This is a genomic window from Epibacterium sp. ABZ3_068 (assembly GCF_056159265.1).
This window is the reverse complement of the sequence record NZ_JBSWUV010000001.1, coordinates 2,654,035-2,678,590: the sequence shown is the minus strand read 5'-3', so window position 1 is coordinate 2,678,590 and position 24,556 is coordinate 2,654,035. Positions and strand designations below refer to the sequence as shown.

Genomic DNA, 24,556 nt, shown 5'->3' with positions numbered 1-24,556 from the left:
GACATGGAAGATTTCACCATAGTCGACGGGGTCGTGGCCCTGGTTATTGTAATTTCAGCTTTGCTTGCCTATTCGCGCGGCTTTGTGCGCGAGGCCATGGCCATTGCGGGCTGGATCGCGGCGGCGATCCTCGCCTTTATCTTTGCCCCCCAGGCCGAGCCGCTGATGGCAGAGATCCCCGTAGTTGGAGAGTTTCTGGCCGACAGCTGCGAACTGGCCTTGATTGCCGCCTTCTTTGGGGTGCTGGCAATTGCTCTGATTATCGTGTCCTTCTTTACCCCGCTGTTCTCGAGCCTGGTGCAGCGGTCGGCCCTTGGGGGAGTGGATCAGGGCATCGGCTTCTTCTTTGGTGTCTTGCGCGGCATCCTATTGGTGGCCATCGCCTTCTTCCTTTATAATGTGGTGATGACCGGGCAGAGTTTTGCAATGGTGGACGACAGCCGATCGGCCGTGGTGTTTGAGCGCCTGATCGGCAAGATCGAGGACCGCAACCCCGAGGAAGCATTGGGATGGGTGACATCCAAATATGAAACCCTGATGTCGCACTGCGAGCAGTAACGCTCCACCTGTCTTGACCGGAAATTATGGGCACCCATCGGGTGCCCTTTTTGTTTTATCAACGCAGCCCACAGAGTTACCCACACTGGACGTTAACCATAATTAACCCACCGGAAAGGCATTAACCTTTTGTTAATAAATGAGAATCAGGAATCACTCTTCACGTTATCCCCAATAGGTTTTTGGCAAATCTGGTTAAGAAATCCACGCAACAACCCGTCAAAGGTTAACAAAACCAGTGAAAATCACGACATTTTCACACAAAACGGAACAATTTCTATTTTAGCCCAAAGCTTGCCCCATTTTCGGCCCAATTCCCCAGCCACATAGGATCAACACAAGAACAGGCACGAGGGGCATCACATGTTTCTGGATCATTTCAGCGCTTTCGCGGACTTCCAACCGGTTGATTTCGCAGCAGATATGCCCTCCACCCGTTTTGGCGCCCTGTCGCGCAGCCCGGTTCGTCCCCGCAGCGGTGGTCTGTTGCCCCATATGCAAGTCGAGACGGAAAACGGCTTTGTTCAGGCGCGACAGTTAAAAGCCGGTGACATGGTTTTCACCTATGACGGCGGCTGTCAGGAAGTAATTACCGTTAAACACTCCGTGCCGCGTCTGACCTCGATGATGCATGTGCCGGCAGGTGCCCTGGGCAATGACCGCGATATGAATTTGCCCGCTGATCAGATCATCGCGCTGGACGAAGCGACAGCTGAGGAGTTGTTTGACGTGCCGGTTGTTCTGGCCAAGCTGGTTTCACTGGCAGGATACAAGGGCATTACCCCGGCCATGCCGCAGCGTCTGGCCAAGATCCATATCACCTTTGCCGAGGAAGAACTGATCTGGAGCGAATGTGGCATGCTTTTGCATGTGGCAGATGAGGAAGGCGCGGCAGAAGCCTTCTGGCTGCTGTCTCTGGAAGAAACCCGCGCGCTGGTGGCCTCCAGCCAAGACCGCAGCCTGCCAGAAGTTTCCGAAATCGTGTCAGCGGCCACACAAACAAATACCCTGCCAACCTGGCTGCAACAGCTGAACACTCTGGCTCCGACCCGGCTTGCGGCCTGAGCCGGGAAACAAAATCCCGAATTTCACGCGACTTGGCAAAATGTGGCGTTTTGGAAGGCTCGACCGGAAGAACCCGGTTCGGGCCTTTGCTTTAATTGTGATCCTTTGATGACAGCGGGCGTCAATCGTTCTATGTGGAGGCAAGACCCCCTGAATCGGATTCGGAGCCAACATCTTGATGATGCCGCAGCGACCCGCCTGCCCTTTTGCCGTTTGTGCAACGGTCAAAGCATACCGCGGGTTTGATGCCTTTGGTGCAGATCGAACAGACAGTTTCGCAACTACAGGCTTGAACTTATGAGCCGCGATCCGGTAAGCGCCCGTCGTGACGTGCGCCCTGGTTCAGTGATGGTGGCGAAACCGGGAACATACACACAGCAACGCCTAAGTGGAAATGGAGCCATTCTATGTGCGGGATTTTGGGAATCGCAAACCGGGACTCAGATGTCTTCGCGGAGATCTATGACGGCCTGCTGATGCTGCAGCATCGCGGTCAGGATGCATCCGGCATTGTGACCTATAACGGTGAGTTCTTCCGCGAGCGGAAAGAGAACGGTCTGGTCAAGGACGTCTTTGGTCCGGAAAACGCGGAAACGCTGGTAGGCAAGATTGGCATGGGGCATGTACGCTACCCCACCGCCGGGTCGCTCAGCGCGGCAGAAGCGCAGCCGTTCTTTGTGAACGCGCCTTATGGCATCTATCTGGTCCACAACGGCAATATCACCAATACCGCTGAACAGCGCGAGAAGGTGACCGCAAAATACAGCCGCCATCTGCGCACCACTTCGGATTCCGAAATCCTGCTGAACGTTCTGGCTGACAAAGTCGCCGACGCAATGAAGGTGAACGGCAACGCCGAGCCGGTTCGTAATATCTTTGCCGGTGTAAAGATGACCATGGAGCGGGTGCAGGGCGCCTATTCCGTGATCTGCATGATTGCCGGTGTCGGCATGCTGGCCTTCCGCGATCCAAACGGCATCCGCCCCTTGTCGGTGGCCAAACGTCCAGCCCAGGGAGACGGTGATGATTATGCCTTTGCCTCCGAAGATGTGGCCTTTGGCATCAACGGGTTCGAGAAGATCCGCGACGTCAAACCGGGTGAGGCAATCCTGATCGATCTGGACGGTAATATGCATTGCCATCAGGCCGTCGAAGGCAAGCTCACCCCCTGTATCTTTGAATACGTCTATCTGGCCCGCCCCGACACCATGCTGGACGGCGTCTCTGTCTATAAGACTCAGCTGCGAATGGGTCAGGCTTTGGCCAAGCAGATCAAGGATGCCAACCTTGAGATCGACAGCATCATCCCGGTGCCGGATTCGGCCCGCCCCGTGGCCCTGGAAGTGGCCAATTCCACCGGCATCCGCTACCGCGAGGGTCTGGTCAAAAACCGCTATGTTGGTCGGACCTTCATCATGCCGGGCCAGCAGCAGCGTAAGAAATCCGTACGCCGCAAGCTGAATGCGATCCCGCTGGAGTTCAAAGGGCTGAACGTCCTGTTGATCGACGATTCCATCGTGCGTGGCACCACCATCAAGAAGATCGTGGAAATGTGCCGCGAAGCCGGGGCGAAACGGGTCTATGTGGCCTCTGCCTCGCCGCCGGTGAAATACCCGAACGTCTACGGCATTGATATGCCAACCAAACACGAGCTGATCGCCAATGGCCTCAGCATCGAAGAGATCCGCGAAGAGCTGGGTGTTGATGGATTGTTCTATCAAAATCTCGAGGATCTGGTCTGGGCCGCCAAGGAAGGCAACACCGAGATCGAGACTTTCGACTGTTCCTGCTTTGATGGCAAATACGTCACCGGTGTCACCCAGGAGTATCTGGACGCGCTGGAAAACAGCAGCCGTGTCAGCGACAAGATCAAGGACATGCCCGAAGCCGGCAGCTCCTGGAACAAGGCGCAGTTGGCCTCAAGCTAGGGGTACGATCAAGGGCACGTCTCAAACTAGGGTTTGAACTCTGTCCCATTGCAGAGTATGACGCCGCTCACATCAGTTCACCAAAGACGCTGGTCTTCGCATCAGCGTCTTTTTCTTTTGCCACCTGACAGCACGGGAACACCATTTGGATCCGCATTTCGCACGGCTTTTGACGTCGCACCGTACGTGCAAATGTTGTGGCGCGACATTTGCCCAATTGCTCAGCCTGTCCTGTGACCGGCCTGACATCTGTGGCGATGACCTGGTGGTGCAGGACAATTCGGCGATCCTGACAGAGACAGGCGATGTGCTGACCGAAGATTTCTGCCGTCTGGGCGATTTGCATTTCCTGCGCGCGGTTTTGGCCTTGCCGATCAATTGTTCCGGCGGCGCTGAGTTCATTCTGGGCACCTGGGCCAGCGTGTCAGAGGATGATTTTCACACGTATCTTGAACTGGTGGACATGCAGGAAGCTGACACGATGGGCCCCCGACCGGCCTGGCTGGCAAATGCAATCCCCCAGCACGAAAGCCAGCCGCCAGCGGCCCGCATTCGCCCGCGCGAGGATGGTCAGTATCCCGACCTGGATGTGATGGAGACCTCACATTCGCTTTATGCGCTACAATCGCGTGGGATGGAGTTCGAGGAGCTGCTGGAGCTGCTTTATGCCTATGGGCATGACCTTCCCTCGCTCCTCTATGATGCCTGATTAACTGCACGCAGGTCGTTGGTTTCAAGGCCTGCCCTTGGCCGTTTTGGTACTGATGCGCGCCTTCCCGCCGCTTCCTTGCAGGGGTTTCAGCGAGGATCTGCAGGTTTTTTGTCCAGACCTTTTGGTTACCCGAGACCGTTGATAGATGCGCCCGATCCTCGGCATGCCGAGGGTTCAGACCCCTCATTAGGAACAGGCACAGACTCTATGGTCTCACAAACACAGGCCCAATCTAAGGCCGAGACACAGACCCAATCTAAGGCCGAGACACAGGCAGAAGACACCCCGGACATGGTGGCGCAGGCTGCAACCCAGGAAAACGCCCTGCCCCATGGGGGCACGGTTGTCTTGGGAATTTTTGGCTCTGCATCGGCGCCCGAGGCCTTGGTACGCACATCCGGCGGGCGGATCCGGCGGATCAAAACCGGCAGCCGTCTGGCTTCAGCGCAGGTGGTGGCGATTGATGAGCGCGGGCTGGTTTTGCAACGCGGCGCCCGCAGCCAACGGCTGGAAATTCCCGGCGGTTAGTCGCACCCGTCACTCTGCCCCTTGACCCTCTCGCCCGCGCACCCCAAGAAAGCGACATGACACAGAAACTCGCTTTGATCACCGGCGCCTCACGCGGCCTCGGGGCAGCCTTGGCCGAGGCGCTTGCCCCCACTCATCACATTCTTGCAGTCGGTCGCACCACCGGCGCATTGGAAGAGCTGGACGACAGGATCCAGGCCAAAGGCGGAACTGCAACGCTTGCGCCGATGGATATCACGGTACCAGAGGCGATGGCGACGCTCTGCCGTGGGATCCATGACCGTTGGGGGCGTCTGGATCTTTGGGTCCATACCGCCATTCATGCCGCTCCGCTCAGCCCGGCAAATTTCGTGGCGACCAAGGATTGGGACAAAAGCCTTGCGATAAATGCAACGGCAACCTCGATTCTGATCCCCTATGTGGCACCGCTGTTGGGACAATCCGGTCAGGCGGTGTTCTTTGACGATCCCCGCGCCGGAGAGAAATTCTTTGGCACCTATGGTGCAACCAAGGCGGCGCAGATGGCGCTGGCCCGCAGCTGGCAGACCGAAGGTGAGCGCATCGGCCCAAAGATCAAGATCCTGGCACCTGCGCCCATGTCAACCGCTCTGCGCGCCCGCTTCTTCCCGGGCGAAGACCGGGACGCGCTGGCCACACCACAATCCGAAGCCGAACGCCTGCTGCCTCAGATCCTCGCAGACTAAGCTCCCCGTTTTTGGTCGAACAAACCGGCGCGGCTCGCGCAACCGCGCCGCGTGGAACACGCGGCGCCCGGCCCAAGGGAAGGCTGCGCATCTTGGATGCGGATCTCTTCGCGCGGGAGCCGCCCGTGGTCCCACTGGCCGGGACCTGAACTAGGACCAAATCAGGGGAGAACCGGGCAGCGACCGGGAGCTGCGAACAGAACGCCCCCCGTCTAAAGCGCTCTGCAATCCAGCTCCTCCCCAAAGATCACCGTGCTTTCCACCGATCAGCCCCACGCAAACCCTTGCCCCCTTGCAGCGCAGGCCATATTCAGTTTGGCAACAGATGATCTTGGGACATGGCATGCGCATTCTGATTACCAACGACGACGGCATCAACGCACAGGGGCTGCAAACCCTTGCGGAAATAGCCCAAACCCTGGCTCAGGACGGCGGCGAGGTCTGGACCGTGGCCCCTGCCTTTGAACAGTCGGGGGTTGGCCATTGCATCAGCTACACCCACCCTTTTATGATTTCCGAACTGGCCCCCCGCCGCTTTGCCGCCGAGGGATCTCCGGCGGATTGTGTGCTGGCTGGCATCCATAATGTCCTGGGCGGCTGCCTGCCTGATCTGATCCTCTCCGGCGTCAATCGCGGTAACAACTCCGCCGAAAACGCGCTGTATTCCGGGACCTTGGGCGCTGCGATGGAAGGGGCTCTGCAGGGCGTGCCCTCTTTTGCCCTGTCACAGTATTTTGGTCCCGACAACAAGGACCTTGCCAACCCGTTTGAAGCCGCCGCAGCCCATGGGGTACGCGCCATTCAAAAGGTTCTGGCCGCTGCGCCGCAAAACAACAGCGCCTATCAGCTGTTTTACAATATTAACTTCCCCCCGGTTCCGGCCGACGCCGTCAAGGGGCTGCGCTTTGCGCCCCAGGGTCTGCGTCAGGGCACGGGGTTCAGCGCTGAAAATTCCATCTCCCCCAACGGGCGTCATTACACCTGGATCAAAGGCGGTGATCAGCGCGCAGCGACAGCTGCGGGCAGTGATGCGGCCTCAAATCTGGACGGCTATGTCTCAATCACCCCGATGCGTGCGGATCTGACCGCCCATGATGTTCTGGAGGCGCTGAAGTCCGAAGCATGACCCAAGGTCCAGATCCCGAAACCAAGATGCAGTTCCTGTTTGCGCTCCGCTCCAAAGGCGTGACCGACCAGCCCGTACTGGAAGCGATGGAAGCAATCGACCGGGGTCTTTTTGTGCGCGGCCTTTTTGCCGAACGCGCCTATGCGGATATGCCATTGCCGATCTCCTGCGGGCAGACCATCTCTCAGCCGTCGGTGGTTGGGATCATGACGCAGGCGCTGCAACTGTCGCCGCGGGACACGGTCCTGGAAGTGGGGACCGGGTCGGGCTATCAGGCGGCGATCCTCGCGCGGCTGGCACGCCGGGTCTACACCATCGACCGTCACGCCCGGCTGGTGCGCGAAGCCCGTGAGGTACTGGACCGGCTTTCAATCTCAAACCTCACCTCCATGGTGGGGGATGGGTCGCACGGGATGCCCGAACAGGCCCCCTTTGATCGTATAATTGTGACCGCCGCCGCCGAAGATCCGCCGGGTCCGCTGTTGGCGCAGCTGAAGGTTGGCGGCATAATGGTCCTGCCTGTTGGGCAATCCGACCATGTTCAATCGCTTATTCGTGTGCATAAAACCGCCGATGGGCTGAAATATGACGAATTACGCTCTGTTCGCTTTGTTCCTTTGCTTGAGGGACTGGGCAAAGAGACCTAATGAATTGATGTATACCATCCAGATGTCATAGGGCACAGTGCAACAGCCCGGATGTGACGCGCAAGAGATGGACCAGTAAACCGGTGTGACCCTTGTTTTGATCGCACCGGGATATGAGGAGAGCAAAGATGACCGTGACCATCCCACGTTGCCCGCGACGCGCAGGACTGCGCATGGGGTCCGCCCTTGCTCTGGTGGTGGGGCTGGCCGCCTGTGACGGCTCCCCTTTGGATTATGATCTGCGCGGACGTGTGGGTGGGTTTTCGACCAGCCCTGCCGCCCAGAACGCCACCACCAGCCGCCCGGCCGCAGATGCGCGCGGGCTGATCAGCTATCCGTCCTATCAGGTGGCCGTGGCCCAACGTGGCGATACGCTGGCCGATGTGGCAAATCGCATTGGGCTGCCCGCCTCTGAGCTGGCACGCTACAACGGGATGCAACCCACCGACACATTGCGCAAGGGTGAGATCATCGCCCTCCCCCGCCGCGCCCCCGATGTGGTTCCCCAATCCGAAACGATTGCCCCCGGTGGCGTCGATATTGCAGCCCTGGCGGGCCAGGCGATCGACACCGCGCCGCTGGCCTCTTCGAACCCGGGATCTGCGACGCCGACGACCCTGCAACCAACCCAAAGCGCCCCTCAGGCTCCGACGGTGCAGAACGGCCCGGAACCCATTCGCCACAAGGTGGAGCGCGGCGAGACCGCCTTTACCATCTCGCGCCTCTATCAGGTGCCGGTGAAATCCCTAGCGGAATGGAATGGTCTGGGCAGCAATTTTGCAATCCGCGAAGGGCAGCATCTGTTGATCCCGGTCAAAAACCAGGCCGCCCCCAAGCGCGAAGAACAGCCAGAGGTGCCGGTCGTCACCGCTCCGGGCGAGGGCACTGCAACCCCTACCCCTCCAAGTTCGACCAAACCCTTGCCCCAGGAAAAGATCGAACCGGCCGCCGTAAAGCCGGAGATCGTTCCCGAGGTCAAAGTGCCCGAGCCGACCCAGAAGGCGGATTCGGCCATGGTCTACCCGGTGCGCGGCAAGATCATTCGCACCTACAACAAGGGTAAGAACGACGGCATTGATATTTCGGGCCCTGCCGGTGCCACGGTCCGCGCCGCCGACGCAGGCACAGTTGCGGCAATCACCAAGGATTCCAACGGCATCCCGATTATCGTGGTCCGCCACAATCCCAAGGTTCTGACCGTTTATGCCAATGTGGACAAGATCGAGGTGAACAAGGGCGATACCGTGCGACGCGGTCAATCCATTGCAGCCCTGCGCGAAGAGGCAAACCCCTACGTGCATTTCGAAGTCCGCAACGGTTTCGACAGCGTGGACCCTCTGCCGTATCTGAACTGATCAGGCGGTCCAGACCCGGTGTTCGTAAAGTCGGCTCTGAGCCCAACTTGACCGATGCTGCACCGTGCGCAAGTGTCCGTTTGAAGCGAAGCAGAGATATACAAGGTAAGTTCCCACATGAAACGTTGTACCATACTCGCAAGTTTCTTTTTGTCTGCGGCGCAGCCCGTCTCAGCACAAGATGTACAATGGCAATTGGTCGATACCGGAGTCTTGTCCCATTCCTTTCACGGTGAGGGAATAGAGATGCGCATCCAACCCGATCCAGTTCCTAACGGATTGTTCGGTAAAGAAAACTTGGATGATCTCCTTTTGGCTCTTTGCAATCACTATGCGCCATCTGTCATTCCATTCGTACAGCAACAAATGGGTATCGAAGATCCAAACTTCATTGCTGTACGCATCGTTTCAGGGGGTGCGGCAGGGCGCTATGTCTTGGAAACCTACGCAATTTCTGATGGGCAATGTGGAGCGGCTCTTTAACTGGTTTGCGATTGAAAAGCCGCCATTGGCGCAGTAGCAGCAAAATGGCGCTTCGTCCCGCCCCCCTCTCTCTCGGCGCTTTTTGATGCTCGGTCGGAGGTGCGTGCGGGAGATCCGGCGGACGCAACCCGGATCTGTACCTGCTCGGCGGCATTGCCTAGGTTAATGCCACACCATGTCGTCCTGCCAGATCTGTGAAGAACTGCCAGGCCACGCGGCCTGAGCGGCTGCCGCGGGTGGCTTGCCATTCGATGGCCTCGGCGCGCAGGTCTTCGCCCGAAATTTCAACGCCATAGGCGCTGCAATAGCCCTGGATCATCGACAGGTATTCGTCCTGATCACAAGGATGAAAACCCAGCCAGAGGCCAAAACGGTCCGAGAGGGAGACTTTTTCTTCGACCGCTTCAGAGGGGTTGATGGCGCTGGAGCGTTCGTTTTCGATCATATCACGCGGCATCAGGTGGCGACGGTTGGAGGTGGCGTAGAACACCACATTGTCAGGCCGGCCTTCGACACCGCCGTCCAGAACCGCCTTGAGGCTTTTGTAATGCTGGTCATCGTGGCTGAACGACAGGTCGTCACAATAGAGGATAAAGCGGCAATCACTGCCGCGCAGGTGGTTCAACAGACGGGCCACCGAGGGCAGATCCTCTCGTTGGAGTTCCACCAGTTTGAGGTTTGGGTGATCCGCTGTAAGATGGCCGTGTACCGCCTTCACCAGCGAGGATTTTCCCATGCCACGTGCGCCCCACAAAAGCGCGTTATTGGCTCCATACCCCTGGGCAAAGCGGCGGGTGTTGTCCAAGAGCGTGTCACGCGCCCGGTCGATCCCTACCAGAAGGTCCAGTGCAATCCGGTTGACCTCAGGCACCGGCGACAGGCGATCCGGGACAACGTGCCAGACAAAGGCCGAAGCCGCCGTAAAATCAGGGGCCGCCAGCGGTGCGGGTGACATCCGCTCCAACGCATCTGCAATTCGGGCCAATGTAGCTTCATCCATCGGGTCTGTCCTTTGTGCAATTGACCAATTTAAAACCATGTTCAGCGGGCAACGACAAGCATGGCGAATTGCCAAAACGCCGCGACGTCCTAGGTTCAGACGGGATGCACCGCCCGGCGCGCGCTCAAACGAGCGGCGCAGGGTTCGGGCTGATCATGCAAACCGGACATTTTTAGGAAGGGATACCAACCATGCTCTACCCCATTGCAACGCTTGAGACAGAGACATTGAACGCGATCAAAAGTCTGGAACAGGATCTGGGCAGCCCGGTGGTGGCGCTGGCAGAGATCAGGGCGGATTCGGCCGAGCTGTCCGATGAAAAACTGCGCAAACTGAAACAGCTCGAGGTGCAGCTGGGGCTGGTTCTGGTCGCCGTGCAACCGAATTGATCCCGCCACAGTTTTTGCACAAGCGCCAAATAAAAACGCACCCGGCGATCGGGGGCGTTTGGTGTTTCAAAGACGGGAGACAGGGATTATTCCCCGTCGACCTCATCATCGTAATACCCTTCGGCTCTGAGCTTGGCCTCGCGCTTCTTCTCAACCCGGCCCACGAGGAAGATCGACACTTCGTAAAGACCATAGACCACGGTGAAGAGTATCAGCTGCGTCACCACATCCGGCGGTGTCACAAGGGCCGCCAGCACCAGAATGGCCACCATCGCGTATTTACGCACAGAGCCAAGCCCCTCGGCGCTGACAAGACCAGCTTTGCCCATCAGGGTCAGCAGAACGGGCAGCTGGAAACACAGACCAAAGGCCATGATGAATTTGAGCGTGATGTCCAGGCTCTCGTTCACCTTGCCAAAGAAGGTAATTTTCACCCCCTGCGCGGCTTCTGGCACAACGGCCACATCCGCCGGAATGGTGTCAACGCCATCCCCAACCAGATTGGCAAAGACCGAGGCCACATCAGCAAACCCCAGGAAGAACTGCATCGCCAGCGGTGTCACCACAAACTGGGCAAAGGAAGCGCCCAGCAGGAACATGACGGGTGAGGCCAGCAGGAAAGGCAGAAACGCCCCCTTCTCGCTTTTGTACAGCCCCGGCGCCACAAAGCGCCACAACTGGTAACCGATCACCGGGAATGACAGCGCAAAGCCCCCGACCATAGAGATCCGAAACAGCGTGAACAGATACTCCTGCGGCGAGGTATACTGGAGCGTAGGAGATGGATCACCCAAAGCCCGCAAGCTCTCGACAATCGGGTCCACCAGAAAGTTCAGCACATGTTCGGCGATGAACTCCCCCTGAACGGGAACAAAGAAAAAGCTGATTGCAATGATAAAGGCAACGACGGCCCGGATCAGCCGGGTCCGCAATTCTGCCAGATGTTCGATCAGCGGAGCCGCTGAATCGTCAATGTCTTCTGATTGGCTCATGTATTAAGCCTCGTCCTTTGGCGGTGTATTGAGCGCCGCTTCTGCCGCATCGGCCTTGGCCATGGCTTCCTGTGCCTCGCGCGCTTTTCGTTCTGCAGCAGCGCGGGCGGTGGCGGCCTGAATACGCTTGGCGTCATCGGCACGCTGGTCGGGCAGGCCGCCGGATGTGCTGCCGTCCGGATCTGCCGCGCTGCCAAATTTTGTGGGATCAACCGTGTCGCGCAGGTCTTCTGCGGCCTTACGCATGGTGTCGCTGACCGCTCCCATCGGGTTTGTTGCGGTCTTGAACCCCTGCGCCATATCCTTGACCCCGGCCTCATCGGCGGCATCATTCATGGCGCGGCTAAACTCGCGCGCCATGCCCCGTGCCCTGCCGACAAACCGGCCCACATTGCGGAACAGAACCGGCAGATCCTTGGGACCAACGACAATCAGCGCCACCACCCCAATGACCAGAAGTTCGGTCCATCCAAGATCGAACATAAGCGGTTACGCCTTGTCTTTTTCGGTCTCGGGCGTCACGTCCTTGGCCGTTTCTGCCGCGTCTTCCTCAAGCTCTTTGGTCCCGTCGTTCACACCCTTTTTGAACGCGGTAATGCCCTTGCCGACTTCACCCATGAGCGACGAGATTTTGCCACGACCAAAAAGCACAAGAACAACAACTGCAATCAGCAGAAGACCCGGAAGGCCGATATTTCCAATACCCATGACGAACACTCCTTATTGTTGTCTGTGGCACAGCCGCGCCACCAATCTCTGTTATCCCCAGTGTTAGGCCGCGCCTGCCGCCAATGCAAAGCTCTGCACCCGGATGAGACCGCGCTGCGACGCAGAATAGCGTTTTATCTCGGCGATCGCACACCCAACTGACAGGTTTATGTCAGTTGCTCCACGCTATGAGAAGCCATCACATCACAAAAGGAGACTGATGATGACACAGACTGTGGCCGAGACCGTGACCTTTGAACTGGCAGAGACAGTTGCACGCGAAGAGTTCCTAGCGCAAATCCAAGGAACCGAGGCGTTTGTGCGCAGCTGCCCGGGCTTTATCTTTCGCCGCCTAAGCTGCGGTCAGGACGGGCGCTGGACCGATACGGTGATCTGGCAGGATATGGAAACGGCACAGGCCGCCGCCAAATCATTTGAGGCACAGCCGTTTCTGCCAGCGCTGATTGCCTCCATGAAACCGGGCAGCATCCAGATGCGCCATGAATTGGTACATTGGACGATGCAAGCCACCTGATCCCCTTGACGTCTGACGGCTCCATGCGCCAAGGGTAGGCCATGCGCCGCACGGATCGACTGTTTGAAATCATACAGATCCTGCGCGACGGGCAGTTGCACCGCGCGCAGGACATTGCCGAACAGCTGGAGGTGTCGGTCAGGACGGTCTACCGCGATATGGATACGCTTGTGGCTTCGGGCGTTCCGGTCGAAGGAGAGCGCGGCGTTGGCTATGTGGTGCGCGAACAAATCACCCTGCCGCCCGTGAACCTCACCTCCGAAGAGCTGGAGGCGCTGAACCTTGGAATGGCCATTGTGGCAGAGGCGGCAGATCCGGATCTGAAACGCGCGGCCTTGTCCTTGGCGGACAAAATCGACGCGGTTCTGCCGACCCAGACCATTGCCGAAGCGGATGCCTGGAAATTCGCAGTCTACCCCTTTGCGGATGCGGCGCGCGGGTTCTCCCATATGTCGACCCTGCGGGCGGCGATCAAAGCGCGACAGAAACTTGCGCTGCGCTACCGGCGCATTGACGGAACACTGACCGAACGCACCATTCGCCCACTTCATATGGAATACTGGGGCCGGGTCTGGACCCTGACCGCCTGGTGCGAGACACGCGCGGCCTTCCGGGTGTTCCGGGTGGATCTGATCGAAGAGGCCAGCGCCTTACCCGAACTGTTCGTGGATGAGCCGGGAAAGACCCTGGCTGACTTTGTCCCCCAGAACCAGGCCACACAGACTTCATCTTCTTAAAAATACTTCCGCCGGAGGCAGCCGGGTACAGCCCGGCTCTCTGACGTCCCCTCTTGTCACTTTGGGAAGATAAAACACCGGCGGCGCGGCACGGTCAGCCACAGGGCACGACCGGGTTCCGGCAGGAACACATTGGGCACGGTCGCCTTGAGGATGGAGCCGTCGAAATCCATTTTGAACTCCACCAGACTTTCATGCCCCAGAAACCGCGCGCGCGCCACGGTTGCCCGTGCGGCGACCCCATCGGTGGCGGTGGGCAGCGGACCCGTGCCGTTGCGGTCGAAATCAATGCGCACATGTTGCGGGCGAAAGACCAGTTCAACTTCGGTTCCGTCCGGGTGACCCGGGGCCAGAAACTGGCCAAAAGGCGTATCCACCAAGGCGCCCCGAACAGTGCCGCACAGCACATTTACGTCACTGAAGAAACCAACAGCCGCCTTGTCCGCCGGGCGGGTATAGACATTATAAGGCGCGCCCTGCTGGACGATTTTGCCCCTACGCATCAGGGCGATTTCATCCGCCATGCGCATGGCTTCTTCGGGTTCGTGGGTGACCAGCAGAACCGCCGTATCTTCCTCTTTCAAAAGGCTCAGAGTCTCGTCCCGGATGCCGTCCCGCAGGCGGTTGTCCAGTCCTGAAAACGGTTCATCCATCAGCATGATCCGGGGCCTCGGAGCCACGGCACGGGCCAATGCAACACGTTGCTGTTCACCACCGGACAGCTGATGCGGATAGTCGTCGATGTACCGCCCCAAGGAGACCTTTGCCAAAAGCTCTTCCACGCGGGCACGTTTCTGGTCCTTGGGCCCTTTTAATCCAAAGGCCACGTTGTCCGCGACGCTCAGATGGGGAAACAGGGCAAAGTCCTGAAACATCAAACCGATCTCGCGACGCTCTGGCGGCACGCGGTAGACCGTGTCGCAGATCAGCTGACCATCGACATAGATCTCACCCTCGTCCTGCATCTCCACCCCGGCGATAATGCGCAGGGTTGTCGACTTGCCGCAACCCGACGGCCCCAGAAGACAGGTCACCTGCCCCGCCTGAATGGTCAGCGAGACATCATCCACCACAGGGCGTCCGTCAAAAAACCGGCGGATATTGCGGATTTCAAGGCGGGGCGCTGTCCCTGCAATGACGGGCTGAGCAGATGTATTCATAGATGCATTGGCCTTTTGCGTGGGTCGGGACTGTCACCGGCATCTGCCGCAAATAGCAATCCCGACAAAATCACGCAAGATCAGCAACAGGGTTGCCCCCCACCCTCTGTGTCAAAGGAGAAGGGCGCATCACCGCCGCAGCCGTCAAAAATCCCGTAATGGGTGTCGAAATTGCCGATAAACTCGAAATGCTGTGCAAAGCGCGTGCTCTTGAGCATCATCCAGGTGTTACCGCAGACCGGGAAGACCTTGCCGGTTTCCATCACATGGTGGCTGTCCAGCGTAAAGGCATGCGGAGCGTGGTCCACCGTGCCCTTGTAGATCACCGCCTGGCCATAGTCTTCGCAGGCGGTTTCCAACGCGGGCAGTTTGAACAGACGATAGGTGGCCGACACAAAAGAGAGCGGCGCAACGCGGTCCTCCAATGCCGGGTTCTCGATGGTCAGCGGACGGGCTGTGACCAGGCGCGGATCGCCAAAACCGGCACCTTTGGCAATGGTCAGGAAGTCATTCCAATAGAGCGCGCCCGAAAGGCATTCCCCATAAAGCACCTCATCCTCGGCCATGTCTTTGGGGATGCGACGGTCTGCGTAGACGTCCGAGAAATACATCTCTCCGCCTTCTTTCAGCAGATGCGCCGCGCCGCGCAGCACCGCGCCTTTGTCGGTGGCAAGGTTCACCACACAGTTTGAGACAATAATGTCAAAGCTGCCCGGCTCCAGGTCCAGTTCGTCCAGCGTTTCGATATAGCCGTGATGGAATTCCACATTGGACTGAGCATAGCCAAATTTTTCGGCGTGATACGCCTGATGGCGTTTGGCCACATCCAGCTGAGCCGGAGTCATGTCGACCCCCACAACTTTGCCGGTTTCCCCCACGAGTTTTGACAAAGCATAGACATCACGCCCTGCCCCGCAGCCCAGATCCAGAATACGCGCACCCTGCAAGGCTAGCGGCGCAATAAGACCGCAGCCGTAATAGCGCATCAGAACTTCGTCATGGATCTGGCCCAGAACCCGTTTGACGTAATCGGGCATGTCATCCGGCGTGCAGCAGGCATTTGTCTGCAAGTCATCGCTGCCTTGCAGCACCTCACCGTAATAGTTCTGCACAGTCTCATGTTTCATCCGGGCGCGCTCCTGTTTCTTCGCCCAACTGAGCTACGCATCGCATGGGAAGCGCGCAAGAAATGGGCGCGCGCTGTCACGCAACAGTGATCTGGTACGGGGAATTGTTTCCTATTCCGTCAGGTCAAATGCTGTTTCTGCGCGCACCACACCGTTCACCATCACCTCGATCCGGTGGGATCCAGGATAGAGCGTGAACGTGGAGGCATTGCCTTTGAGCGGGTGTTTCTTGGCCAGTTTCAGCGTGCCATCTTTAAGCTTCGCCTGTTTCAGCTTGAACACTTTGCGCCGGGTGCTGCCATTTGGTTTGGGGAAATGCAGCACGTAATCCACCAGAACCGGAAGATCGTCGGCAGCCGTCAGTTCACAGCTGATTTGAAGCGCTGTGCCGATCTGCACAGACGGGCTGGCGAGCGACAGATCCACCGCTACATCGGCGTCGGGACGATAGCCCAGCATCTGCATGGCCTCCGGGTGGCCGTCCTTGATCAAGCCGCGCAGGGCGTGGGTGGTCATCCAGCGCAGTTCCTTGTCGTCTTGTTGCTTCTGCGCAGCCCACTTGCGCAGGCGGGCCAGAACCAGCTCTGGTTCCTTTTTCGAGATGTCGTTCAGATGGTTTGCCACCGACCGGGTGACAAAACGGGTGCTGTCGGCGTGCAGAACATCCAGAATCGGCAGAGGGTCCGAAAGGGACAGCCCCACGTTTTCGCCCCACGGCAGGCGCGGGCGTCCGCCTTCGCTGGCCAAGCGGCGCACGTGATAGTTTTCATGGGCCGCCCAATCCTGCATCCGGGCGAGGGTCAGATCCTGCCAGCGGTTCAGAAAGGGTCGGATCGCCCATTCCATGCTAAACCGCTGGGTCAGATCGCACAAAAGATCAAGGCCAAGCTCGGGGTGGTCCTCCAAGCCTTTGGCCACGACAAATTCGCCCAATGGCGCAAAGATGAAATCGCCAAAATCATCATCGCGCAGGGTCGGATCCAGTGGCGGCGGCAAGGCGGCGCGCAGGGTCGGCGCGATATCTGGCAGATCGCCGGGCAGGAATTGGGCCAGAACCTCTGCGATCCAGGCAATACGTTCTTTGAGCTCAAGATCAGGAAGACGGCTCATCACCTTGCCATCAAAGTCTTTTTCCTGAAAATCGGGATCTGCGGCGGAAAAAAGCCCGGCGAGATACCGGACTTTTTCCTGGTTAAATAATTGATCTTTTAACGAAAAACCTGATGCCATGATTACAATGTCGCGTTGGTTGATCCGCCGTCCAGCAGGATGTTCTGCCCAACCATGAACCCTGCATGCTGTGAACACATAAAGGCACAGGTTGCGCCAAATTCCTGACGGGTGCCATAACGTCTGGCGGGAATGGTTGCCTCGCGGTTGGCTTTAGCCTGTTCCATCGAGATGCCTTGCTGGCTGGACACGCCCTGATCCAGCGACACCGCGCGGTCGGTTGCGTGAATGCCGGGCAACAGGTTGTTTATCGTCACACCATGTTCGGCAACCTGACGGGCAGTGCCAGCCACATAACCAGTCAGCCCCGCGCGGGCTGAATTGGACAGCCCCAGCACCGCAATCGGCGCTTTTACGGATTGCGAGGTGATATTGACCACCCGGCCCCAGCCGCGGTCGATCATACCCGGCAGCGTGGCTTTCATCAGGGCAATCGGTGCCAGCATATTGGCATCAAGTGCCGCGATAAAATCATCACGGTCCCAATCGCTCCACACGCCCGGAGGGGGGCCGCCCGCATTGGTTACAAGGATATCAATCTGTCCTGCGGCCTCAAGAACCTTGGCGCGGCCCTCTTCGGTGGTGACATCGGCGGCAACCGCCGTTACCTCAACACCATAAGCGTCGCGGATCGCCTGGGCCGAGGCCTCAAGCGCTTCTGTCCCACGTGCGTTCATCACAAGGTTTACACCGGCCTCTGCAAGCGCCTCGGCGCAGCCCAGACCCAACCCTTTACTACTGGCGCAGACCAGCGCCTTCTTACCAGAAATCCCCAGATCCATGATCTTTCCTTTCTGAACATGTTCTTTGCCGCGCGACACTTACACAGGCAGAACCGTCTGACCAGCCCTGCGTCGCCATGAAATGTCCCGAGGCAGGACCGCAAATGGCCACATTCTCAGATTAAAGTTTTACATATCGTCCATATTGAGAAATCAATGCGCACCACTTCGTTTCACTCGCACGCTCGGTTAACAAAATACACCATGCCCGGAGATTCTGCCTCTATCCTGTCCATCCCAGCCTATCGCGCGGATCAGTTCCGCGTGGAATCAGGGGCAAACATGGGGGATGATCTGGGTGTCATGGATGATCTGGTGCTGGATGACGTCTATGAGCTGGTCGCAGCAGACGCCCCGCGTCGGCTGAGCGTTGCGGCCTTTCGTGACGGGCATCTGTCTGTGGCCCGGGATACGCAGTTGGGGGCTGCGGGGGCGGATCTGCATTTGGATTGTGTGGTGACCCTGATGCCTGCACGCGGCGCCAACGTCGAGGCGCTGGTCGCGGTGGAAGTCGACAGTGACGGCATGATTGCCGAGATCTACCTGATTCCTCTGGCCTCGCTGATACCTGATCAAGGGTATACGCTGGTGGCCGCAGATCGCCACAGCACGCGGCGCAAGCTGGCGCAGATTGCCTGCGTTTCCTTTAGCCGGGGCACCCATATCACGCTGGCCTCTGGCGCCCAGCGCCGGATCGAGGACCTGAAAGTCGGCGACCGGGTACTGACCCGCGATGACGGCCCGCAAGAGATCCGCTGGATCGGCCAGAACACGACCCAGGCCGTCGGGCCGCTGGCTCCCATTCTGATCCGCAAAGGCGCGCTGAATAACGCAAACAACCTGGTGGTCAGCCCGGATCATAGGTTGATGGTCTATCAGCGCACGGATGCGATCGGGGCAGGCGTTCCCGAAATTCTGGTGCGCGCGCGGGATCTGGTCAACGGCACCTCGGTTGTGGTGCAGGACGGCGGCTATGTGGATTATTTCCAGATCCTGTTTGACAGACATCACATCATCTATGCCGAGGGGATCGCGGCGGAGACGCTGTTCCTTGACCCGTTCACCGAGCCGGCGCTGCCTGCGGATTTGCTGTCGGAGATGCGCCCGCTGGACGCGGTCAATCATCCCTTACCCTATGTTGAAACCGCCAAGGGGCAGTTGCCCAAGGGGGATGCCGCGGCAATCCTCAAGGATGCATCCCGCCGGTAATTTCATCACACACCCCCAAGTTGTACGATTTTGCGCAGCTTTGCCTGTCACCCGATTTACTCAATCCTGTGGCAAACTTATCCTAGGGATATGATTTTAGCAGCGCCTTTGGCGCTTTCTCATAGTTTCGGGGATTACGATGTATCTGGAAACCTCTGCACTTCCCAAGTTCAAGACCGAAGGCCAACACTCGATCTCTGGACTGTCGTCCGGAGCCTTTATGACTGTGCAGATGCATGTGGCGCATTCTGCCGATTTCATAGGGGCTGGCGTGATTGCCGGCGGCCCCTATCGCTGCGTCGAAAGCTATATGCATGCGGCCAACAAACCCGCCGATGCCTATGTTCTGAACGCGCTTTACGTGGCAATGAACCCGCTGACCAAGGACACCGCTCCAAATGGCAAAGAGCTGGCGGACAAGGCGCGCTGTACCGATGACATCGACGATCTGACGAACCTGAAAGACGACAAAGTCTATATTTTTACCGGCTCCAAGGACCGGGTCGTGCGCTCTGTTACAGTGGCAGCGACGCGGGATTTCTATGTGGAGCTGGGCGTGCCGGACAAGAACATCGCGTTCGACGACACGGTGCCCGCAGGCCATTCGATCATCACCGTCAATGATACCGACAGCCCGCTGGGGGCAAACAAACCGCCCTATATCAACAAGGGGGATTTCATCCAGTCCCACAAGCTGCTGGAACATATCTATGGCAAACTGAAACCCGCAGCCCATCACACCTATGGGCGCTATGTGCAGTTTGAACAGGAGCCCTTTTGGGGAGATGAAGGCACGCGGGCCAGCATGGCGAAATACGGCTACGCCTATATCCCCTCAGAGGTCGACAAGGGCACGGCTGAGGCAAAAGGCGTCCATATCGTGATGCATGGTTGCAAACAGGGCTATTCCTACGTGAACTATGTCAACGGGCTGGCGGACAAAGCCAATCAGCCCCCCTATGGGACACGTTACATCACCACAACCGGCTATGTGGAGATGGCCGAAGCCAACAATATAATCCTGCTGTTCCCGCAGGCTGTCGGCACAGACACCAATGCGGCGCAAAACCCCGAAGGGTGCTGGGACTGGTGGGGCTATAGCGACACAGATTCTCCTGTGCCGGACTATTATTCCCAAAAAGCGGTTCAGATCAGTGCCATCCACGGGATGCTCTCCCAGCTGGCCTCTCTGTAACGCAGCGACGTAACGTCCCGAAAAGGATCAGACCTATGTTTGAAGACCACATCGTCAAACCCTGTGAAGTGCAGGCCAAAAACGGCATGCGGGCCATGGGCACGCTCAAAGACGCGGCTCTTCTGGCCACCAAGATGGATCGCCCCAACACAATGTTTGAGGCGATGTCCCTGTTTTTCAGCGCCGGCAAGCGCGGGATTGAAATGCAGCAGCAATGGCAGGAAGACTGGAAGGACTGGGCGATCTATGCCTCCAAACTGCCGGGCGCGGACACCACCTCGAAACTGGCCGACCGACAAAGCAATATCGTCTTGCAAGCCTCAGCCCAGATGAGCAAGCAGACCACCCAGGCGCTGGAGCTAATGGATAATATCTTTGTCGGCTATTCCTTCTGGATCAGCCAGCAGGTTGAAAAGGCACAGGACGGAAAAGACACCTGAAGGCTCTCTGAAACAGGCCCGGAAAGTCGCAAAGCTCCCTTTGTTACAAAGGGGGCTTTTTCTTGCTCATGTCTCAAAAACTACCTATATCCCCGCTCATGTTGGACACCGCTAAAAATCGCCCCGAATTGCCACCCGAAATTGCCCGTCGCCGGACGTTTGCGATCATTTCGCACCCTGACGCGGGCAAGACCACGCTAACGGAAAAATTCCTGCTGTATGGGGGTGCAATCCAGATGGCCGGCCAGGTCCGCGCCAAAGGCGAAGCGCGCCGGACTCGGTCGGACTTTATGCAGATGGAAAAAGACCGCGGGATCTCGGTCTCGGCCTCGGCGATGTCCTTTGATTTTGACGGCTACCGCTTCAATCTGGTGGATACGCCCGGCCACTCGGACTTCTCGGAAGACACCTATCGCACGCTGACCGCTGTGGATGCGGCAGTCATGGTGATTGACGGCGCGAAGGGCGTGGAAAGCCAGACCCAGAAGCTGTTTGAGGTCTGCCGCCTGCGCGATCTGCCGATCCTGACCTTCTGTAACAAGATGGACCGGGAAAGCCGTGACACGTTTGAGATCATCGACGAAATCCAGGAAAATCTGGCGATTGATGTGACACCCGCATCCTGGCCCATCGGTGTGGGCCGCGACTTCATCGGCTGTTACGACATGCTGCGCGACCGGCTGGAGCTGATGGACCGCGCCGACCGTAACAAGATCGCTGAAAGCATGCAGATTGATGGTTTGGACGATCCGAAACTGGCTGAGCATGTGCCCGAACATCTTCTGGAAAAGCTTCTGGAAGAGGTGGAAATGGCGCGTGAACTGCTGCCAGCCCTTGATCCAGAAGCGGTGCTGGAGGGGCATATGACGCCGATCTGGTTCGGCTCTGCCATCAACTCATTTGGTGTCAAGGAACTGATGAGCGGTATCTCTACCTATGGTCCCGAGCCGCAGGTACAATCGGCACAACCACGGGAAATCGCGCCCGAGGAAAAGAAAGTCGCGGGTTTTGTGTTCAAGGTGCAGGCCAATATGGATCCCAAGCACCGCGACCGGGTGGCCTTTGTGCGGATGGCATCCGGCCATTTCAAACGCGGCATGAAACTGACCCATGTGCGGACCAAGAAACCGATGGCCGTGTCCAACCCGGTTCTGTTTCTCGCCTCGGACCGGGAACTGGCCGAGGAAGCCTGGGCCGGTGATATCATCGGCATTCCGAACCACGGCCAGCTGCGCATTGGCGACACGCTGACCGAAGGTGAGGCGCTGCGGGTGTCTGGCATTCCGTCGTTCGCGCCGGAACTGCTGCAAGGCGTGCGCGCGGGCGACCCCATGAAGGCGAAACACCTGGAAAAAGCCCTGATGCAATTTGCCGAAGAAGGGGCCGCCAAAGTGTTCAAACCGGCGATTGGCTCGGGCTTTATCGTTGGGGTTGTGGGGGCGCTGCAGTTTGAGGTTCTGGCAAGCCGGATCGAGATGGAATACGGCCTGCCGGTGCGGTTTGAAGCCTCGCAGTTTACCTCGGCCCGCTGGCTGTCCGGTGACAAAGCCGATGTGGAGAAATTTGCCGACCGCAACAAACAGCACATGGCCTTTGACCATGACGGCGACCACGTCTTCCTGACCCGTCTGCAATGGGACATCGACCGCGTGGTCCGCGACCACCCCGAGCTGAAGCTGACCGCAACCAAAGAAATGATGGTCTGATCTGATTGGAAAAGGGAGCCCGCCGGGCTCCTTTTTTATTGCAGCGACATCCCTTTGCCTGTGAGATCGCCAGCCTGAGTGTGGTCACAGATACGACGTCGCGACCCTGCGGTAGATTTAAGTAGTAAGCAGTCTTTGCAAAACTCCAAGAAATGGCCACCTCGGTGTCAGCTAACATTTCCGTTTTTCGAGCGCTGCTTTTGTAAAACAAGGTGATTTCGCTGATAGTGTTTAATTGGGACCACAAGTAGCCAAGCAAAATGTTTTCCAGGCACTGATGCCCCCCCCTGACAGACCGGAAACTGACCAATTGAAACCGTTTAAATTTGATTTGGAAGCGCCCTTCTACAATGCTTCCTTTGCGCTGTATCGTGCACAAAAAGAAAACATGGAGGTGTTCCAGAAATGGCGTACGGTAATGGCTGCCTTCGACAAGTTACGCGGATACCGAGACCCAGTTGCGGACTCAAACGTTGGGATAGATGTCCTACTTAGAAGTTTCGAGGACGAGTGCCACAGAAGAAACAAGGATGATATTGGTTACAAGGACGAAACTGCTGGGTTACAGTTCCATTTCCAGCTGTCGCGTTTGTGGGTATCGGCCACCTACGAATACTTGCGAACTCTTCACTCTACTCTCCTGAAAAGTGACGGCCGCAATGGAGAGTGCGTAAACACAGGACATGTTGGATGTGGCAAACGTTCCTGCACGTGTTGCGCCGTTGGTCACCTGAAGAATGATTTTGCAGTTGTTCGTGTGCCCATGACTAAGAATGCGGACGCTGGTGATGTATTGAGGCCCCCACTTGCCCAAGGGGAAGTCGAACTGCTAAAAGAGCAACCTGTCCCAGAACCTCCCCCGCATAGTCCATACCTGTTAGAAGATGAGGGAATGACCGATGAGGGAGTTATTGCCTGGGTCAAGCTAGATAAGCGCATGCAGCGGCGACGAGAATTCACTAGGCGCAGTTTATCAGATAGCGTTTTGAACCTTGATCTCACGTAATCGACCTACAAGAATTATGCGTCTCTACTAGGTAATATCTGCGCATATGAGCGCAGTAGATGTTACTGTTTCTACGCCTCAGAAACGCCCACATTGAGCTGACTTCAGCGATTTGTACTACTGAGGCGCAAGGCTTCAACCTTGCCTTCCCGCCCCCGGCTCGGCATGCTCGATGCTGTTTGATCCAACAATGATTGCGCCGCCAATTTGACCCGAATGACCGATCCCCAACCTCTCCCCCGCTGGGGTATTGTCTCCACCATCAAGGCGTCGGCGCAGGATGTTTTGACCTTTGTGGCCTATCATCTGGAACAGGGAGCGCATCGGGTCTGTATCTATTTGGACACCCCCTGCCCCGAGGCTTTTGCCCATTTGAAGGCGCATCCCAAGGTTCGCGTGATCCATTGCGACGCGGCCTATTGGAAGCGCCAGCGGCGGGACCGGCCAGAGGCGCATCAGCTGCGCCAGACCTTCAATGCCACCCGCGCCTATCGCAAACAATGCAAGGATCTGGAGTGGCTGGCCCATATCGACGTTGATGAATTCCTTGTCAGCCCTGTTTCCATTTCCGCGCAATTGCGCGCTTTACCTGAGGAGGCGATCACAGCACGGGTGCGCCCGGCCGAAGTGTTGGACCATTCGGATCGGTATTTCCGCAGATCCATCCGGGACGCCACCCACGGCAAGGATCAGACGCAGGCTTTGTATCCCAACTGGGGGGCGTTTGTGGCCGGTGGCATGTTAAGCCACCGGGCCGGCAAGATCTTTGTACGGACCGGCATTGAGGGGTTGAAGCTGCGCATTCATCGCAGCTTTGTGGGTGATCTGAAGGATCCTTGTTTGGTCGAACTTCCCGCCATGGACCTGTGCCATTTTCATGCGCGCAACTGGGCGCATTGGCTGAACCACTACCGATTTCGCCTCGAAAAAGGGGCTTATCGCGCGGAGCTGCGTGCATCCAATACTGTTTTGCGCGATGCGCCCACGATGCATCAGGTTCTGGCTGAGCTGGAGGCCACCCACGGCGAAGACGGGCTGCGTGCCTTTTACAATGAGTTTTGCGTCAATAGCGAAGACAGGCGGAATCAGCTGCGGGATTTTGATCTCTTATGCGATCACAACCTCGACCTGCAGGCGGCACTTTGGAACCAATTTCCGGACTATGCTCGCTCTGTTGCCCAAATATCCTAAGTTTGACTAAGATCTTTAATATCCGACGCTTGGTTTGACGCTG

27 protein-coding genes are annotated in these 24,556 nt (G+C 57.8%); 19 read left to right on the top strand and 8 right to left on the bottom strand.

Translation table 11 applies throughout. The features are described 5' to 3' along the window. Positions 1-3: 3 nt before the first annotated feature. From ACXAEW_RS12750 to ACXAEW_RS12705, 10 genes are all read left to right on the top strand, one after another. Complete coding sequence (locus tag ACXAEW_RS12750) at positions 4-558, top strand: CvpA family protein (protein ID WP_474941674.1); 555 nt, start codon at positions 4-6, stop codon at positions 556-558. Positions 559-921: 363 nt separating this feature from the next. Continuing rightward, entirely contained in the window at positions 922-1,623 is a 702-nt protein-coding gene (locus ACXAEW_RS12745) for a Hint domain-containing protein (protein ID WP_474941673.1), read from the top strand. A 407-nt stretch (positions 1,624-2,030) separates the two neighbouring features. Continuing rightward, on the top strand, positions 2,031-3,551 hold the full coding sequence (gene purF / locus ACXAEW_RS12740; RefSeq protein ID WP_474941672.1) for an amidophosphoribosyltransferase: 1,521 nt from the start codon (positions 2,031-2,033) through the stop codon (positions 3,549-3,551). A gap of 145 nt (positions 3,552-3,696) precedes the next feature. Continuing rightward, complete coding sequence (locus ACXAEW_RS12735) at positions 3,697-4,260, top strand: DUF2199 domain-containing protein (RefSeq protein WP_474941671.1); 564 nt, start codon at positions 3,697-3,699, stop codon at positions 4,258-4,260. Positions 4,261-4,470: 210 nt separating this feature from the next. Continuing rightward, positions 4,471-4,791 carry a hypothetical protein gene (locus tag ACXAEW_RS12730; RefSeq protein WP_474941670.1) on the top strand — a complete coding sequence of 107 codons (321 nt, stop codon included), beginning with the start codon at positions 4,471-4,473 and terminating at the stop codon, positions 4,789-4,791. A 56-nt stretch (positions 4,792-4,847) separates the two neighbouring features. Further along, positions 4,848-5,495, top strand: coding sequence for an SDR family NAD(P)-dependent oxidoreductase (locus tag ACXAEW_RS12725; RefSeq protein WP_474941669.1), 648 nt, complete (start codon positions 4,848-4,850; stop codon positions 5,493-5,495). Between the two features lie 343 nt (positions 5,496-5,838). Next, on the top strand, positions 5,839-6,621 hold the full coding sequence (surE, locus tag ACXAEW_RS12720) for a 5'/3'-nucleotidase SurE (protein WP_474941668.1): 783 nt from the start codon (positions 5,839-5,841) through the stop codon (positions 6,619-6,621). Next, positions 6,618-7,268 (top strand): protein-L-isoaspartate(D-aspartate) O-methyltransferase, encoded by a 651-nt coding sequence (locus tag ACXAEW_RS12715; RefSeq protein WP_474941667.1) that lies wholly within the window; start codon positions 6,618-6,620, stop codon positions 7,266-7,268. The genes surE and ACXAEW_RS12715 overlap by 4 nt, the downstream gene beginning before the upstream one ends. 128 nt (positions 7,269-7,396) lie before the next feature. Next, entirely contained in the window at positions 7,397-8,623 is a 1,227-nt protein-coding gene (locus ACXAEW_RS12710) for a peptidoglycan DD-metalloendopeptidase family protein (RefSeq protein WP_474941666.1), read from the top strand. 117 nt (positions 8,624-8,740) lie between these two features. Next, on the top strand, positions 8,741-9,106 hold the full coding sequence (locus tag ACXAEW_RS12705) for a hypothetical protein (RefSeq protein WP_474941665.1): 366 nt from the start codon (positions 8,741-8,743) through the stop codon (positions 9,104-9,106). Between the two features lie 157 nt (positions 9,107-9,263). On the opposite strand, the gene ACXAEW_RS12700 is transcribed toward ACXAEW_RS12705, so the two are convergent. After that, complete coding sequence (locus ACXAEW_RS12700) at positions 9,264-10,106, bottom strand: ATP-binding protein (RefSeq protein WP_474941664.1); 843 nt, start codon at positions 10,104-10,106, stop codon at positions 9,264-9,266. A 191-nt stretch (positions 10,107-10,297) separates the two neighbouring features. Here ACXAEW_RS12700 and ACXAEW_RS12695 point away from each other — a divergent pair, with 191 nt between their 5' ends. After that, complete coding sequence (locus ACXAEW_RS12695; RefSeq protein WP_474941663.1) at positions 10,298-10,495, top strand: hypothetical protein; 198 nt, start codon at positions 10,298-10,300, stop codon at positions 10,493-10,495. A gap of 86 nt (positions 10,496-10,581) precedes the next feature. Here the strand turns inward: ACXAEW_RS12695 and tatC are convergent, their stop codons facing one another. From tatC to ACXAEW_RS12680, 3 genes are read right to left on the bottom strand one after another with little or no spacing between them, the layout of a single operon-like run. Beyond that, a complete protein-coding gene (tatC, locus tag ACXAEW_RS12690) occupies positions 10,582-11,487 on the bottom strand; it encodes a twin-arginine translocase subunit TatC (RefSeq protein ID WP_474941662.1) in 906 nt (301 codons plus the stop codon). Positions 11,488-11,490: 3 nt separating this feature from the next. Beyond that, positions 11,491-11,970 (bottom strand): Sec-independent protein translocase protein TatB, encoded by a 480-nt coding sequence (gene tatB / locus ACXAEW_RS12685; RefSeq protein WP_474941661.1) that lies wholly within the window; start codon positions 11,968-11,970, stop codon positions 11,491-11,493. A 6-nt stretch (positions 11,971-11,976) separates the two neighbouring features. Continuing rightward, positions 11,977-12,195 carry a twin-arginine translocase TatA/TatE family subunit gene (locus ACXAEW_RS12680; protein WP_474941660.1) on the bottom strand — a complete coding sequence of 73 codons (219 nt, stop codon included), beginning with the start codon at positions 12,193-12,195 and terminating at the stop codon, positions 11,977-11,979. Positions 12,196-12,418: 223 nt separating this feature from the next. Here ACXAEW_RS12680 and ACXAEW_RS12675 point away from each other — a divergent pair, with 223 nt between their 5' ends. Then, complete coding sequence (locus tag ACXAEW_RS12675; protein WP_474941659.1) at positions 12,419-12,730, top strand: hypothetical protein; 312 nt, start codon at positions 12,419-12,421, stop codon at positions 12,728-12,730. Between the two features lie 41 nt (positions 12,731-12,771). Next, the gene (locus tag ACXAEW_RS12670) at positions 12,772-13,467 is read left to right on the top strand and encodes a helix-turn-helix transcriptional regulator (protein ID WP_474941658.1); all 696 of its coding nucleotides are present in this window, start codon (positions 12,772-12,774) and stop codon (positions 13,465-13,467) included. A gap of 56 nt (positions 13,468-13,523) precedes the next feature. On the opposite strand, the gene ACXAEW_RS12665 is transcribed toward ACXAEW_RS12670, so the two are convergent. The 4 genes from ACXAEW_RS12665 to ACXAEW_RS12650 all read right to left on the bottom strand — a co-directional run bounded on the left by ACXAEW_RS12665 (position 13,524) and on the right by ACXAEW_RS12650 (position 17,766). After that, entirely contained in the window at positions 13,524-14,627 is a 1,104-nt protein-coding gene (locus tag ACXAEW_RS12665; protein WP_474941657.1) for an ABC transporter ATP-binding protein, read from the bottom strand. An 80-nt stretch (positions 14,628-14,707) separates the two neighbouring features. Then, a complete protein-coding gene (locus ACXAEW_RS12660) occupies positions 14,708-15,754 on the bottom strand; it encodes a methyltransferase domain-containing protein (RefSeq protein ID WP_474941656.1) in 1,047 nt (348 codons plus the stop codon). Between the two features lie 111 nt (positions 15,755-15,865). After that, complete coding sequence (locus tag ACXAEW_RS12655; RefSeq protein WP_474941655.1) at positions 15,866-16,984, bottom strand: hypothetical protein; 1,119 nt, start codon at positions 16,982-16,984, stop codon at positions 15,866-15,868. Positions 16,985-16,986: 2 nt separating this feature from the next. Continuing rightward, complete coding sequence (locus tag ACXAEW_RS12650; RefSeq protein WP_474941654.1) at positions 16,987-17,766, bottom strand: SDR family oxidoreductase; 780 nt, start codon at positions 17,764-17,766, stop codon at positions 16,987-16,989. 204 nt (positions 17,767-17,970) lie between these two features. Here ACXAEW_RS12650 and ACXAEW_RS12645 point away from each other — a divergent pair, with 204 nt between their 5' ends. The 6 genes from ACXAEW_RS12645 to ACXAEW_RS12620 all read left to right on the top strand — a co-directional run bounded on the left by ACXAEW_RS12645 (position 17,971) and on the right by ACXAEW_RS12620 (position 24,513). After that, a complete protein-coding gene (locus ACXAEW_RS12645) occupies positions 17,971-18,975 on the top strand; it encodes a Hint domain-containing protein (RefSeq protein WP_474941653.1) in 1,005 nt (334 codons plus the stop codon). Between the two features lie 139 nt (positions 18,976-19,114). Further along, entirely contained in the window at positions 19,115-20,170 is a 1,056-nt protein-coding gene (locus ACXAEW_RS12640) for an extracellular catalytic domain type 2 short-chain-length polyhydroxyalkanoate depolymerase (RefSeq protein WP_474941652.1), read from the top strand. A gap of 35 nt (positions 20,171-20,205) precedes the next feature. Beyond that, positions 20,206-20,610 (top strand): hypothetical protein, encoded by a 405-nt coding sequence (locus tag ACXAEW_RS12635; RefSeq protein WP_474941651.1) that lies wholly within the window; start codon positions 20,206-20,208, stop codon positions 20,608-20,610. Positions 20,611-20,708: 98 nt separating this feature from the next. Beyond that, the gene (locus ACXAEW_RS12630; RefSeq protein ID WP_474941650.1) at positions 20,709-22,316 is read left to right on the top strand and encodes a peptide chain release factor 3; all 1,608 of its coding nucleotides are present in this window, start codon (positions 20,709-20,711) and stop codon (positions 22,314-22,316) included. A gap of 310 nt (positions 22,317-22,626) precedes the next feature. Beyond that, positions 22,627-23,322: a hypothetical protein gene (locus ACXAEW_RS12625; protein ID WP_474941649.1), complete on the top strand. Its 696-nt coding sequence runs from the start codon at positions 22,627-22,629 to the stop codon at positions 23,320-23,322. Between the two features lie 216 nt (positions 23,323-23,538). Then, positions 23,539-24,513, top strand: coding sequence for a glycosyltransferase family 2 protein (locus ACXAEW_RS12620; protein ID WP_474941648.1), 975 nt, complete (start codon positions 23,539-23,541; stop codon positions 24,511-24,513). The last annotated feature ends 43 nt before the right edge of the window (positions 24,514-24,556 follow it).